Here is a 13,697-nt window from a genome sequence, read left to right as displayed (position 1 = left end):
TGCTTTATGTTTAAATGAATCTGCTTGTAAGATTCCACAAAACGACAAAACAATGAATAGTGCAAGGTTATTTTTCATATAAATTATCCCCCTCATTAAAATTGCGATTATAGCGAATTTTGCTTTTTAGATTTTTTTAGATTCGCGCACTAGATTGAGCGCGAAATCCTATCCAAATATGCGAGCTACGATAGGCACGATGAGCAAAAATCCTAAAAATATACTTGGGATTTTGTTTTCCCATTTTTTGACAAAAAGTAGCCCGATACAAACGACACTCACAACGCAAAGCACGACACCACCAGCGATTGTCTTTGAAGCGACTTCATCTATGGTAAGCCCCTCTTTGTTTGCTATTTTGGCTAGTTCTTCATAGACTTTGGGGTCAAATTGTCCGCAAAATAGCATTATAAACAGCACCGATACGATGATAAATAGCAAATACGCGAAAAACACGCCCACACGATAAGTCCTTAAACGCACAGATAGCACGATTGCGACTATGCCCGTCCCGCTTAACCAAAATGTCGGCGTTAATCCCTCCAACACAATGCGAAAGAAAAAATAATGCACGATTAGCAACGCAAACGCCACCCACCGACAGATTTTCTGCCCCGTGCTAAAATCTAAATGTGAGCTATCGCCAAAATTATTCAATGATTGCAACGCGTTTTTGAAATCCATAGATTTTCCTTTGTGATAAATTAAAATTGCGATTATAGCAAATCTTGCTTTTTAGTTTTTTTTAGATTCGCGGGGATTTGATTTGCGTGGATTTGCGTGAATCTAAAAAACACGGATTCGCATTAGATTTGCGATAGTTTGAATCAAAATTTACTTTTTAGATTCACGCAAATCCTGTGAATCGCCACTAGATTCGCGTGTTTAGTCAAAATTTGCTACAATTTTGCTTTATAATCCATAAAGTTAAGGCAGATAAATGAAAAAAGCATTGACAATGATGGCTTTTGTGTTGTGTGTGTTTGTATTTAGCGCGTGTAGTGATTTTTTGGCAAACTCAACACTAAATCAAACCGCCGAATTTAAAGAGCTAAAAACCCTTGCCTATGCCTACAACGGCGAATATGTAATCGAGCCAAAACTCTATGATGAGATGAATGCCGTAGCTAAAAAAAGGGCGCAAGCACGCGATGTGCCAAATGTAGAGCAAAGGCGTGAGGATAAACTCAAAGCGCATTTTGGCGATGAGTATGAGAGTTTGCAAACGCAGTATGATAAACTCTTTGAAAAAGGCTATGATAGCATTTGCGGGGGCTTTCATTTTGTGCCTTTTACGAGCAAATGTCCGGGCGACCCGAGAGGATATGTCGAAATGGCACAACGCTACGCCATAGATTATGGCGCACCAAAAATGGGCGAGTTTGTCGAAAAATACAATGAATTTACCGCCCAAAGCGAAAAAGAAAAAGATGATGAAATTGTGGCAAATTTAGCCAAAGCCCCGCAAATTTTATCAAATGGCAAGGCGTATAAATGCGAGGGCTATATTGAGGACTATGGCTATATCGATGGCTTTCTTGAGGATTATGTCAAATGGAAATATATCAACAAGAAGAAATTTGGCGGGACACTCTATACAATCAAAGAGGACATTTACACGGACATAGCACAGACAAGTGGCAAGGGCAATAATGGCAAATTTAAGGATTTTTTAAAAGCAAGCCGTGTTTGCTATACGAGTGGAGAGAGCTTTACTTTTCGTGATGAGATTTTAGACTTGCCTGATAAAATTTTGTCTATAACTGTGAGCTTTGAAATCTCTATAAATGAGGCGAATTTAAAGCGGTTTTGGCGCATAAAGCCTTATTATAAAAAGAAAAATGGTATGTATAATGATGGGTCATCGTATTTTTTTGGGGATATGTATTTTGAAAAAATCAAAGTTTTTATCAAAGGCAAAAATGGGCATTTTGAGCGTTTGCAAGAATTGCAATGGCGAAATCTGCTTTCTGATTTGCGAGGGTTTTAGATTTGCGTAAATCGTGTGAATCTATGGCAAATCACCACTAGATTCGCAATGTTTGAATCAAAATTTACATTTTTGATTCGTGCGAATCACGCCTTATTTTTGCTGATATTTTTCGCACACTTTAAGATTTGGCTCAATCTCACAGGCTTTTTTGTGAAATTCATATCCTTTTGTGAGATTTTTTTGTGTGCCTTTCCCTGATTTTATTAGCGAACCAGCATTATAACAAGCCTTAGCCCCATTCAAATCACACGCGATTTTTGCGTAATGCAGGGCGTTTTCATAATCCTTGCTTTTAAAAAATGCAACGCTAAGATTGTAGCAAGAGTCAGAGTTTAGGGCTTTTTCTTTTATCGCTTTGGGATTTTCACAAGCGATTTGCAAATATTTTGTAGAGTTTGCCAAATCCGCATTTTTGTAATAATATATGCCAAGTGCGTGTGGAGCGATATAATCGCCCGAATCTGTCGCCTTTTTGTAGTAGCCAATCATTTTTTGCATATCCCTAGATTTCTCATAAAGAGTGCCTATGGAGCGACATAGTTCCGCATTGCAACCGAATGGACGACATAAAAGCGCATTGCACCAATTTTCGCTAGGCAAAATTAGCCATTTTAGCACCACATTGCACGAATCTGTTTGATTTTCAAAGCATTTATCGATATACCCCGACATAACCCCACCATATATCCACAAAAAGCCTTGACTTAGCGCAAGTAGCGCGACTATAATGCCACGATTTAACATCACATTTGCTCCCTATACGATTCGCGTAAATCCTTTGAATCATCGCTAGATTCACGCTCTTTGTTCTGTGATTTGCCCACTTCGCCAAAGATTGCATAGGGCAATCCGTTGTTTATGTAAAGGCATTTGACTTCTACGCCCTGCAAGTCCAAATCGCCTAAATCTACCGCCTTTTTGGTTTGCTCTAAAATGTATTCTTTTAAGTAAATCTTTTCGCTTATTTTATTGTAAATCTTTGGCGAGATGTATGCGCCTAGCGCGTTTAAAACAGGCACTTCTATCTTAAAATCGCTTTTGATTTGCAGTCCGCTCCATCGCTTCTCCACACGCGTTTTTAGCGGAAATAGCATATAAATATCAGGTGCAGTTGTAACCTTTCTATACGCAAAATACGGAAAATTCTCGCAAAATCCTACTTCGCCAAAGTAGAAAAATATCCTTTGCATTGTGAAAAAATGCCTCCGCTCAAATCCTATACCTTTATCCGTTACAAAAAAGCGATTTTTGCGTAGATAAATCAAATCATACAAACTATTTACGCAAGGCAAGCCAAAACATATCCCAATCAATATGTAATATCCTATTTCGTCCCGCTCTATACCAGCATAAAAAGAACCAAGTGCAAAGAATCCACAAAATATCAACACAAAAATTTTGAATATATAATCCCACAAACTTAAATTATGCCTTGCATTAAATATCATTTCACCCAAATCTTTATTATTTTGGCAATCTCTATCATAGATTTCTTGTGGGATTCCACCCTTGCTACCCAAAAAACTAATCAAAAAATAAAACAAAGTCATAGCAAAATCCTAATATGAAATAAAATCCTTATAAATCTTTTGCGACTCATAAATAAAACTACTAAGAAAAATAACCAAAAAAGTAAAATCTAAATTAAAATCTAAATAAGGAAGCAAACAAGAAGTAAAATCTAAAAAACTACAAAAAATAAAAATGGTGGAGGTGCAGAGGCTCGAACTCTGGACCCACTGATTAAGAGTCAGTTGCTCTACCAACTGAGCTACACCTCCAAAATCCAAATCTAAAAAAAGCAAAAAAACAAGACAAACAAAAAGCGTAATCAAAAAATCCACACGCCAAATAAACGCAAAATACGCAAAATCTAAAAAAAGGCGAGCGATATTGTAGCAAAAATTTTATAAATCACGCATAAAGCAGGTTTGATTTAGACATAAATAATGCGAAAAATTGTATAATCGCTTTTTGCAAAATCCATACCACAAAGATAATGACACAAAAGCGCGATAAATCGCTACAAACCCCTACAAATGCAACAAAACAGCACAAAATCATACTCAAAACCACACAAAAGGAGAATCTAAAATGCTACTTTTTACGCCCGGTCCCACCCCTATCCCAGAATCTATCCGCCAAGCTATGGCTACCCCCACGCTCCATCACCGCACCAAAGAGTTTGAAGCCATTTTTGCCAAAGCAAAATCCGCACTAAAAATAATGCTAGAAATGCCCGAAGTCCTGCTTCTTGCTAGCAGTGGCACGGGCGCTATGGAAGCGTGCTTGCTAAGCCTTACCACTTCAAAGATTTTGAGTATAAATTGTGGTAAATTTGGCGAGAGATGGGGCAAAATCGCTAAAGCGCACAATGTAGCCTACAAAGAGATAAAGCACGAATGGGACACGCCTGTAAGCGTAGATGAGGTATTAGAAGCGATAAAGGCGGATTCTAGTATCGATGCGATTGCTTTGCAAGTGTGCGAATCAGCGGGGGGATTGCGCTTAGGCGTAGAATCTATCGCAAAATCTATCAAAGACTACAACCCAAATATAATGATAATCGCCGATGGGATTACCGCTATGGGCGTAGAAAAAATCGACACTACGCACATAGACGCGCTTATCGGCGGAAGTCAAAAGGCGTTTATGCTACCCCCTGCGATGAGTATCATAGGGCTATCAAACGCAGCGATAAAGCGCGTAGAGGAGCGCAATATCGGGCTTTATTTCAATCTCGCCATAGAGCTAAAAAATCAGCGCAAAAACACGACTGCTTGGACTGCGCCTACGACTATCACGCAAGGGCTTGTGAAATATTTTGAAATCGTAGAATCAATGGGGGCAACGATTTTAGGCAAAGAGATTTTGGGACAAAACAAATCTAGTCAATGGGACACAAACGCCCTGCAAGCAGGCATAGAATCTATCTATGCGCATACAAAAAAGCTAAGCCTATCTACTCGCGCCGCGATAAAAGCACTAGGGCTAGCCCTCTATCCAAAATCCCCTGCGCTTGCTATGAGCGCGGTATTGGAGAGGGAAAACGCTGTGCAAATCCGCGCAGAGCTAAAAAAACTAGGCGTAAATGTCGCGGCTGGGCAAGATAGTATAAAAGAGCAGATTTTTCGCATAAACCATATGGGGCTTATTGAAATCTATGAGGCTTCTTGGGTGGTAAATGCACTAGAAATATCCCTAGATAGGCTTGGGCTACGAAAATTTGATGGCGCGGGAAATGCTGCGTTTTTGAGCGAATTTTACGCACGATAGATGTTCATAGATTTTGGTATTTTGATTAAGGATTTTATCTAAGGATTTTAGTAAGGTGGAATCTAAGAAAATCATATATTATCCATACGCGGATTTTTTGCGCGATATGAAAATCCTAAGCGGGCTTATAGAGGCAGATTTTGGCGTGCCTAACGCTATCGTATGTATCGCACGGGGCGGAATGTGTATGAGCCATTTTCTCTCTCTCAAATGGAATCTACGCGCAGAGTCAATCTACACCATAAACGCCACTTCCTACACGGATAGAAAATCTAGCACTTCCCTCACACTAGGGCAAATCCCACACATAAAAGAAAATCGCGTGCTAATCATCGATGAGATAGTCGATAGCGGACGCAGTCTAAGCGCGGTAATGCAATCTTTGCGTAGCGCATATCCGCACAATGCCAAAGATTTTAGAAGCGCGGTGATTTTCCAAAAGCCAAATGCAGGCGTGAGGGCTGATTTTTTTGTGCGAGAAAATGTGGATTGGATAGATTTTTTTTGGGAAGTGGATATGCTTGGCGATTAAAATTTGCAATTAAAAGCAAAGATTGCAAGTTTCAAAATCTAGTGCGATAAAATATCTAGCATAGCAAAATCTAGCGTGATAAAATCTACCTAAAATATCGCATATTTCTAATATATCGTAGCTTTTTTGGCTGGCGGTGCAAATCTTTGACAAAATGCCACCACACCGAGATTTTAGGGAATTTAAGCGTTGCAAGCATTGATTGTATCCCTAGTGTATCTTTTGAGAGCGGGGTTTTAAAGACTTTCATCGCATAGCCCAAAATCACGCTACTAAAAAACCTCTCATATTTCGCGCTAAAATCTAACTTTTGCCCGCCATTTTGCGATAGCTGCGCCTCATAAAACTCCCAAATGATAAAGCCTAGCCGCACAAAGCAATACGCCCTAAAATACTCTCGCAATGACTTATAATCGCTAAAATCCCCACGCAACGGCTCTAAAAAGCTAGGGATTTGTGCGGGGAAAGCAGCTTGCTTTTGGACATTGATGATAGAAGTGGCGCGCTTGCGATAGATGTACAACCCCTCATTTGCATAAGCGACTTTACAAGCTAGGCAAAATAGCAATGTCCCAAAGTCGTGGTCTTCGTGGTAGATGCCCTCTGTGTAGCGCAAGGCATAGCGGTTTAAAATCTCCGCTCTAAACAGCCCTTGTGGCGAGAAATAAAAATCATAGATTTTGTTTTGTGTGAGTAGCTCTAAGCCTGTGTTGTATTCATTTTGTTTGAGATTGGAGAGATACGCGCCTTTTGTGGATTGCTTGGTGGTGTCATCATATTCTAGCCAATTATGCACCGCAATGTCTAAATCCCATTTAAGCAGTCTTGCCACGCATTTTTGTATGCAATCATTTGTGATAGTATCATCGCTATCCACGAAGTGAATAAGCGCGTCTTTTGGCAACTCTTGGGTGATAAAATCATTGATACGCTCCAAATCGCTTTTTATAAAATTTGGCGCGATTTGGGTGAAATGCGCGTCTATTTCTTGCTTTGTGATGGTTTTGTAGGTTTTGGTAAATGTGTGGGTTTGAGCGAGGGATTGAATTTTTATGTCATTGCGAGATTCTAGGCTTTTGTTAAAAAGGCTAGAATCGTGGCAATCCACATTTAGCGTTTGTAAATCTTGGATTGCCACGCTCATTTCATTCGCTCGCAATGACGATTTGTTTGAGCTTTCAAAAAACCCTCGCAACGCAGAGCCTTTGATACACTCAAGCCCAAAGTTTCGCGCCGAACTTAGCCCGCCATTTGGCTTGCTTATCACAAAAATCCGCTTATCTTGCCTAGCAAAATCTAGCGCAATGTCTAAACTCTCATCACTGCTGCCATCATCAACCAAAATAATATCTAGATTCTCATAGCTTTGGCTTATGATAGAATCTAGACATTCTTTGAGATAGGGCGCGACATTATAAATGGGGATAATGATAGAGACAAGCGGGGTTTGTGGGGTTGTCAAAGTTTGGGGCGTTGCTTGTGCGCGTGTTGTTATTGTTGTTTGCGTTGTGTTTGATTGCGTTGCCTGTGTGTTTGGAATGTCTTGCATTGGTGTGCCTTGTTTGATTGCAGAGTTTAGAAGCATAAATGAAGTAATGGTGGCTCTGATTGGACTTGAACCAACGACCCCTACCATGTCAAGGTAGTGCTCTACCAGCTGAGCTACAGAACCTAAAAATTCGCCTTTGGGTATTCATTGTGCAGATTTGATAGATTTTGATGGCTCGCAGACTTTTTGAAGTCTAGCTCACCCCCAAAATCTATCAAAAGCTACGCAAGCAACACCGCAAATGCTAGAATTTATTTTGTAAAAATGCGAGTTTTGGCTTTGCAAAACAAGCCCAAATTATAAAGTATTTTTGTTTAATGTTTGCTTTATTGTTTTGTCTTAATAAAGTCTATTTGTGTTTGATTTTGTAAAATGGCAATATAAGATAATGTTAGCGCATTTTCAAAAAACCAAATAAGCCTAGCAAGATTTTGCTTTGATTTTGCGAATTTGCAAAGCGAGCAAAATCAAAAAACAAGACAAAAACAAAGAAAGCAAAATCAAACGCAAGACAAAATCAAATAAGACAAAATCAAAGTGAAAAAAATCAAAACAAAATCCAAAAAACCCCACATTATCAAATCAATCTAAAATCTTTCAAAAGCAAAAAATCTTTATAAAATCAAATATATTCATAGCCATTGTGGATTAGTTGTCCAGCTCACTGATAGCCAGATTTTATAGCTTGGTATGGCGATTGCGTTTTGGATTTCCTCACGGATAGTGTCCAAATCCGCCACCTTCCCCGCATAATCCCCGCGCACCAAAATATTTATCTCCACCATAAAAAACCGCCCAGATTTTGCCGTGTGCGTGTCATAGTCCCTAAAGCCGTATTTTTGGCTTATTTCCTCCATTATGTGCGTGATTTTTTCATCTAGCTCTTTTGGGGCTACCATTATCAAATCCTTAAAATTCGCTATGGCGATTTTGGCAGGGCTTATGCAAAGTAGCGATGAAAGCACGCACAAAAGCGCGGGGTCGATATATCTTGCTAGGGCGTTTGTGCTTTTTGATAATGTGCCAGAATCTAGCGTGTTTGCCTCGCTACCCCCACCGCTCAATACCACATAAATCACGCCAAATGCCACAATCCCGCCTAGATACAGCACGCAGTCGATTTTCCACTCGATATTATCCACTTTGATTAAATCAGATTCTAGGGCTTTGGACGCACGAAGCGTGTAGATAAAAAGCACAAAACAAAACATAAACGCACACATACTATATATCGCCGCACCGCCTAGATACACCTCATATCCGCCACTTAGCAGGCTACTAAGGGCGTTTATAAACGCATAGACACACACAAAAACTAGCACTAATGATTTAAAAAGATTTACCATAGGCTCAAATCGCACATAGCCGTATTGAAACACATCATCATCTTCTTTGTAAATATAGCGCGAAGTTATCACGCTTAGCGCACCAAGCCCCACGCTAATAAGCGAGATAAAGCCATCAAATGCGATGGATAGCGAGCCTACAGCCACCCCAAAGCCAATCCCAAAAATCGCCAAAAAAGCCGAGCTAAACATAGAGATTTTTAGCACTTTTTGTTCTTTTTTGGCTTCTTTGTTTGGATTTTGGTTTTTTGGAATATTTGGTGGATTTGGTGGATTTTGGTTGTTTTGGATTTTGGTTTGGGATAGATTTTGGGCTTCTTGCTGATTTGATTGCCTAGATACGCGTTTGTTGTTGCGCACGGAGGTTATGTAGTTTAGTTTGGGGGCTAGCGTCTTGCTAAAAGGCAGGGAAATTATGGTTTTTATATTGTTTTTTGTGTTACTAGCGCAATCTTTGCTTTGTAAGGTTTGGTTATTTGGGCTTTGTTGTGTGGTAGGGCGTTGCTGTTGGTTGTGGTTTTGTTGTGGGGTAGGGCTTTGTTGTGGGGTAGGGCGTTGCATCTGTGTCCTTGCGCGGATTTGGAGTATGAGATTTTAGCAGATTTTGCAATGTCAATGCTTTTTTGCTTTGTAAAATGTTTGTCAAATGTGATTTTGCCTGCTTTTATTATAGCCCTTTTTCATTTAATACTTTTTGGCTCAATTAAACTTAAAGCAGATTTTCTCTTATCATTTTTAACAAGATTTTTATGGAAGTCTTGTTGTTTTAATTTAAGTGTTATAAAATTAAAGCCTTTTTTAAGTGAAGCATAGTTTTTGTATTTTTTAGATTTTCGTTGATTCTAGTTTTGCACAAGTATTTGCCATTAGCTATAAAATCTAGCTAAATCAACATTATAAAAAGGACGAAACCAATGGCTAAAAAAGAAGTAAAAACAGATTTTTGGGTGTATTCGCTCTTGCAAAGTGCAGGGATTCACGCAGACCCGCAAGGTTCTAGCATTAAAGAGATTGATAAGGCATTAAAAAGCGCGAGCAAAAAAGGCACGGGCAATGTTGGATTCCCTGAATTTATCGCCGTTGTCAAGGATTTTTTGCTTGTCATTGAGGATAAAGCAGACATAGACAAGCACATTAAGCTAGATTCTAATGACTGCATAGATTTAGAAAATCCCCAAAGCGTTATGGATTATGCTGTAAATGGCGCGATTCACTACGCTAAACATTTAGCTAAACACACAAATTACACCAAAATCATAGCTATTGCCGTAAGTGGCGATGAGAAGCACCACAAAATAAATCCTTATTTTGTCAGTGAGCGAGGTTTCGTAACAGCACTTAAAGAAATCGAGGATTTTATTGTTTTTAGCGAGGCAAATATCGATGAGTATTACACCAAAGAGATTTTAAATGAAAAAACAGACTTTGAAAAAAGCACCGAACAGATTTTAAAAGACGCAAGTATTTTGCACGAGGATTTGCGAAATTATGGCAATTTGCGCGATACCGAAAAGCCCATTGTGGTTTCTGGCATTTTGTTAGCATTAGAGGAAATTAAGCATAAAAATTTCAGCATTGAAAATCTAAACGGCGATTCAAGCGCGACTGATGGCGAGAAAATCTACAAAGCAATAAGCGACAATCTCAAACGCGCAAATGTCCGCCCCGAAGTGAAAAAAGACAAACTTCTAGCGCAATTTTCTATCATCAAAGACACGCCAAAGATAAATGAAATCAACGCCACTTTAGGCAAAACACCGCTGAAATATTACGCAGAGTTTCTTAACAAGCATATTTATAAAAGTTTTGGTTATACATATTCAAGTGAGGATATTTTAGGTAGATTTTATAGTGAATTTATGAGCTATTCAGGTGGAGATGGGCAGACTTTGGGAATCGTGCTTACGCCTAGACATATTTGTGAGTTATTTTGTGATTTAGCAAACTTGCGCCCCGATGATGTGGTGTTTGACCCCTGCTGTGGCACGGCTGGGTTTTTAATCGCTGCTATGAATACTATGCTAAATCAAATCCCAAATGATGAAACCAAACGAAGCTCCATCAAGCAAAATCAACTTTTTGGTATTGAGGAAAAGCCTGATATGTTTTCTATCGCCACGACAAATATGATTTTGCGAGGGGATGGCAAAAGCAACCTTGAAAACAAAGATTTTTTAAAGCAAAATCCAAGCGACTTGCAAAAAGATATTTGTGCGAGTGTAGGAATGCTAAATCCGCCCTATTCGCAAGGTAGCAAAGATAATCCAAACCTTTATGAAATCGCCTTTGTCGAGCATTTATTAGATAGCCTAGCAAAAAATGCCCGTTGCATTGTCATTATCCCACAAAGTGCGCTTACAGGTAAAAACAAAGCCGAAAAAGCGATTAAAGAAAATATCCTTAAACACCACAGCCTAGAAGGTGTCATCACGCTAAACAAAAACACATTCTACGGCGTAGGCACAAATCCTTGCATAGCCGTATTTAAAGCACACAATCCACACCCAAAAGATAAAATTTGCAAATTTATAAATTTTGAAAATGACGGCTTTGAAGTGCAAAAGCACAGAGGGCTAGTGCAAACGATAAATGCCAAAGATAAAAAGGCGCATTTGCTTAATGTGTGGTTTGACAAAATGGAAGCCGAATCAAAATTTTGCGTCAAAACTACCATACAAGCAGATGATGAGTGGCTACATAGTTTTTATTATTTTAACGATGAGATTCCCACAAAAGAGGACTTTGAAAAAACTATGGCGGATTATTTTAACCTTTGAATTTAATATGATAACACACGGCAGGGGCTATCTTTTTGGGCTTGAATCGGAGCAAGATGATGAGTGAGAATTTAAATTGTTTTAAATGGAAAGAGTTTTTTATTGAAGATATTTTTACAATTTTATCGGGCAAACGGCTTATCAAAAACGATATGCAACAAGGTAAAATGCCGTTTATAGGTTCAACAGATTCTAACAATGGAATTACAAATTTTGTGTCTAACACTAATAATTCACTTGATAGTAATGTTTTAGGTGTAAATTATAATGGTAGCGTTTGTGAATGCTTTTATCATAACTATGAATGTATATTTTCGGATGATGTAAAAAGATTTCACCTAAAACATACAAAAGGCAATAAATATGTGTTTCTTTTCTTAAAAGCCATCATTCTTAAACAAAAATTAAAATATGGGTATGGCTATAAATTTAACGAGCAAAGAATGAAAAGACAATACATTCTATTACCCATAAACTCACAAGGGCAACCAAACTACGAATTTATGGAATCGTTTATGCGACAAATCGAGCAAAATGAAATCCAAACTCAAATCAACAGCATTAAATCAAAACTAGCACAATCAACACCACTAAAATTTGACATAAACACAATTCAATGGAAAGAATTTGTTTTGGGTGAGATTTTTACCACGATAAAACGAGGTAAAAGACTAATAGAACGAGATAGAATCAAAGGTAATATCCCTTATTATTCTGCGAGTAAAGAAAATAACGGCTTAACTGATATGATAGCAAATCCACTTTTTATAGAAAGCGACAAACTCATTATAAGCACCTTTTGCGATGCGTATTTTATAGAGGGTAAATTTACTGCAAGCGATGAAATTACTATTTTTGGCAACGATAAACTTAATAAATTTAATGGTTTGTTTATGGCAAAAATTATAAAAAGTAATGCTATAAAATATGCTTTTGGACATAAGGCATTTTTGGAAAGATTATCAAGGCAAATAATAAAATTGCCCATCGATTCAAATGGCAATCCACATTATGAATTTATGGAAAATTATATGCGACACATAGAGCAAGAACAACTCTCAAAAGTTCTTGCCTACTATGCTGATAAACAAACCTAAAAGCTTAACAACCCTATTGTCCCCGCTCGCCTAGCACGATATTATTTGCCTCTTCTAGTCGCTGGAGGTGCTCCCACCGCTCATCTACTTCTTTTTGGAATAGCTCGATAATATGCTCATTTTCTTTTTTAAAGAGGTGCTTAAATCGCCCCTGCGCTGCCAAATAATCCCGCACGGGAATCACATTTTTGGGGCGATAAGTGATACGCACTTCGCGCCCGCCGATGATTTCAAACAGCGGAAACACAAGGCTATCCACCGCCAAATCCGAAGTATCAATGGTTTTGTGTGATTCAAACTTCCACTCTGTCGTGCAAGCACTCATCGCGTTGATAAATGTCGGTCCCTCCGTATCAATCGCTTGCTTGATTTTCTTATTCATATCTTTCCATTTGTTTGGCGCGACTTGCGCGACATAGGGGCTTCCGTGCGCTGCCATCACAAAGAGAATGTCCTTTTTGCGCTCCTTTTTGCCATAGCTCGTGCTTCCCGCAGGCGTGGTAGTCGTGCTAGAGCCAATGGGCGTGGAGCTTGACCTCTGCCCGCCTGTGTTTGCATACACTTCGTTATCCAAGCAGATATAAGTCATATCGTGCCCGCGCTCAAAGCACCCGCTGATAAACTGAAATCCAATGTCATAAGTGCTCCCATCGCCACCAAATGCGACAAATTTGGGCTTCTCGCCCTGATATTTGCCCTTTTTTGCCAAAGCACGATACATCGTCTCCGCTCCTGCGGCTGCGGTGCTTCCGTTTTCAAACCCTATATGAATCCACGGCACATCCCAGCTAGTGTGCGGATACACGGCGGTTGAGACTTCTAGGCAGCCTGTGGAGTTGCCGATTACCAAAGGTCCATCGACTGCGTTTAGCACTTCGCGGATAATGATGCCGTGTGCGCACCCCGGACAGAGGATATGCGCTCCTTCAAATTTTTCGGCAGATTTGGAAAACTGCTTGAGGTTCTTAACTTCTTTTACCATTTTTGCTCCTTAGTTAGTTTTTGGTTGCGCTTGTCTTTTTGGCTAAAATCGTGGATTGTGCGCACTCAGCTTCGGTCATTACCCTCTAAGGTAACTCCCTCGCTTCGCACTTCAAAACCACGATTTTATCTCAAAAATACTTCGC

General features: G+C 39.2%; 11 protein-coding genes and 2 tRNA genes. 5 read left to right on the top strand and 8 right to left on the bottom strand.

The window, feature by feature from the left end; genetic code table 11:
• Positions 1-168 precede the first annotated feature (168 nt).
• Positions 169-684, bottom strand: a complete 516-nt coding sequence (locus ACWIUO_RS11350; RefSeq protein WP_454178000.1) for a hypothetical protein — start codon at positions 682-684, stop codon at positions 169-171.
• Between the two features lie 256 nt (positions 685-940).
• On the opposite strand from ACWIUO_RS11350, the gene ACWIUO_RS11345 reads away from it, so the two are divergent.
• Positions 941-1,990 carry a hypothetical protein gene (locus ACWIUO_RS11345; RefSeq protein ID WP_454177999.1) on the top strand — a complete coding sequence of 350 codons (1,050 nt, stop codon included), beginning with the start codon at positions 941-943 and terminating at the stop codon, positions 1,988-1,990.
• Positions 1,991-2,083: 93 nt separating this feature from the next.
• Here ACWIUO_RS11345 and ACWIUO_RS11340 read toward each other — a convergent pair whose 3' ends face one another.
• The 3 genes from ACWIUO_RS11340 to ACWIUO_RS11330 form a co-directional block, all read right to left on the bottom strand.
• Positions 2,084-2,737 carry a tetratricopeptide repeat protein gene (locus ACWIUO_RS11340; RefSeq protein WP_454178002.1) on the bottom strand — a complete coding sequence of 218 codons (654 nt, stop codon included), beginning with the start codon at positions 2,735-2,737 and terminating at the stop codon, positions 2,084-2,086.
• Positions 2,737-3,543: a hypothetical protein gene (locus tag ACWIUO_RS11335; protein WP_454177998.1), complete on the bottom strand. Its 807-nt coding sequence runs from the start codon at positions 3,541-3,543 to the stop codon at positions 2,737-2,739. The genes ACWIUO_RS11340 and ACWIUO_RS11335 overlap by 1 nt, the downstream gene beginning before the upstream one ends.
• 155 nt (positions 3,544-3,698) lie before the next feature.
• A tRNA-Lys gene (locus ACWIUO_RS11330) sits at positions 3,699-3,774 on the bottom strand.
• Positions 3,775-4,087: 313 nt separating this feature from the next.
• Between ACWIUO_RS11330 and ACWIUO_RS11325 the strand changes: the two genes are divergently transcribed.
• Both ACWIUO_RS11325 and ACWIUO_RS11320 read left to right on the top strand, forming a co-directional pair.
• A complete protein-coding gene (locus tag ACWIUO_RS11325) occupies positions 4,088-5,269 on the top strand; it encodes a pyridoxal-phosphate-dependent aminotransferase family protein (RefSeq protein WP_454177997.1) in 1,182 nt (393 codons plus the stop codon).
• A 55-nt stretch (positions 5,270-5,324) separates the two neighbouring features.
• Positions 5,325-5,801, top strand: a complete 477-nt coding sequence (locus ACWIUO_RS11320; RefSeq protein WP_454177996.1) for a phosphoribosyltransferase — start codon at positions 5,325-5,327, stop codon at positions 5,799-5,801.
• 85 nt (positions 5,802-5,886) lie between these two features.
• On the opposite strand, the gene ACWIUO_RS11315 is transcribed toward ACWIUO_RS11320, so the two are convergent.
• The 3 genes from ACWIUO_RS11315 to ACWIUO_RS11305 form a co-directional block, all read right to left on the bottom strand.
• Positions 5,887-7,350, bottom strand: a complete 1,464-nt coding sequence (locus ACWIUO_RS11315) for a glycosyltransferase family 2 protein (RefSeq protein ID WP_454177995.1) — start codon at positions 7,348-7,350, stop codon at positions 5,887-5,889.
• A 47-nt stretch (positions 7,351-7,397) separates the two neighbouring features.
• Positions 7,398-7,473 (bottom strand) — tRNA-Val (locus tag ACWIUO_RS11310).
• Positions 7,474-7,982: 509 nt separating this feature from the next.
• On the bottom strand, positions 7,983-9,257 hold the full coding sequence (locus ACWIUO_RS11305) for a cation diffusion facilitator family transporter (protein ID WP_454177994.1): 1,275 nt from the start codon (positions 9,255-9,257) through the stop codon (positions 7,983-7,985).
• Between the two features lie 353 nt (positions 9,258-9,610).
• On the opposite strand from ACWIUO_RS11305, the gene ACWIUO_RS11300 reads away from it, so the two are divergent.
• On the top strand, positions 9,611-11,473 hold the full coding sequence (locus ACWIUO_RS11300) for an HsdM family class I SAM-dependent methyltransferase (RefSeq protein ID WP_454177993.1): 1,863 nt from the start codon (positions 9,611-9,613) through the stop codon (positions 11,471-11,473).
• Positions 11,474-11,508: 35 nt separating this feature from the next.
• Positions 11,509-12,570, top strand: a complete 1,062-nt coding sequence (locus tag ACWIUO_RS11295) for a restriction endonuclease subunit S (protein WP_454177992.1) — start codon at positions 11,509-11,511, stop codon at positions 12,568-12,570.
• Positions 12,571-12,583: 13 nt separating this feature from the next.
• Here ACWIUO_RS11295 and ACWIUO_RS11290 read toward each other — a convergent pair whose 3' ends face one another.
• A complete protein-coding gene (locus tag ACWIUO_RS11290) occupies positions 12,584-13,552 on the bottom strand; it encodes a thiamine pyrophosphate-dependent enzyme (RefSeq protein WP_454177991.1) in 969 nt (322 codons plus the stop codon).
• Positions 13,553-13,697 lie beyond the last annotated feature (145 nt).

It is taken from the genome of Helicobacter sp. T3_23-1056 (assembly GCF_053654535.1).
The sequence above is the reverse complement of the archived record's forward strand: the minus strand, read 5'-3'. Positions and strand labels throughout refer to the sequence as shown.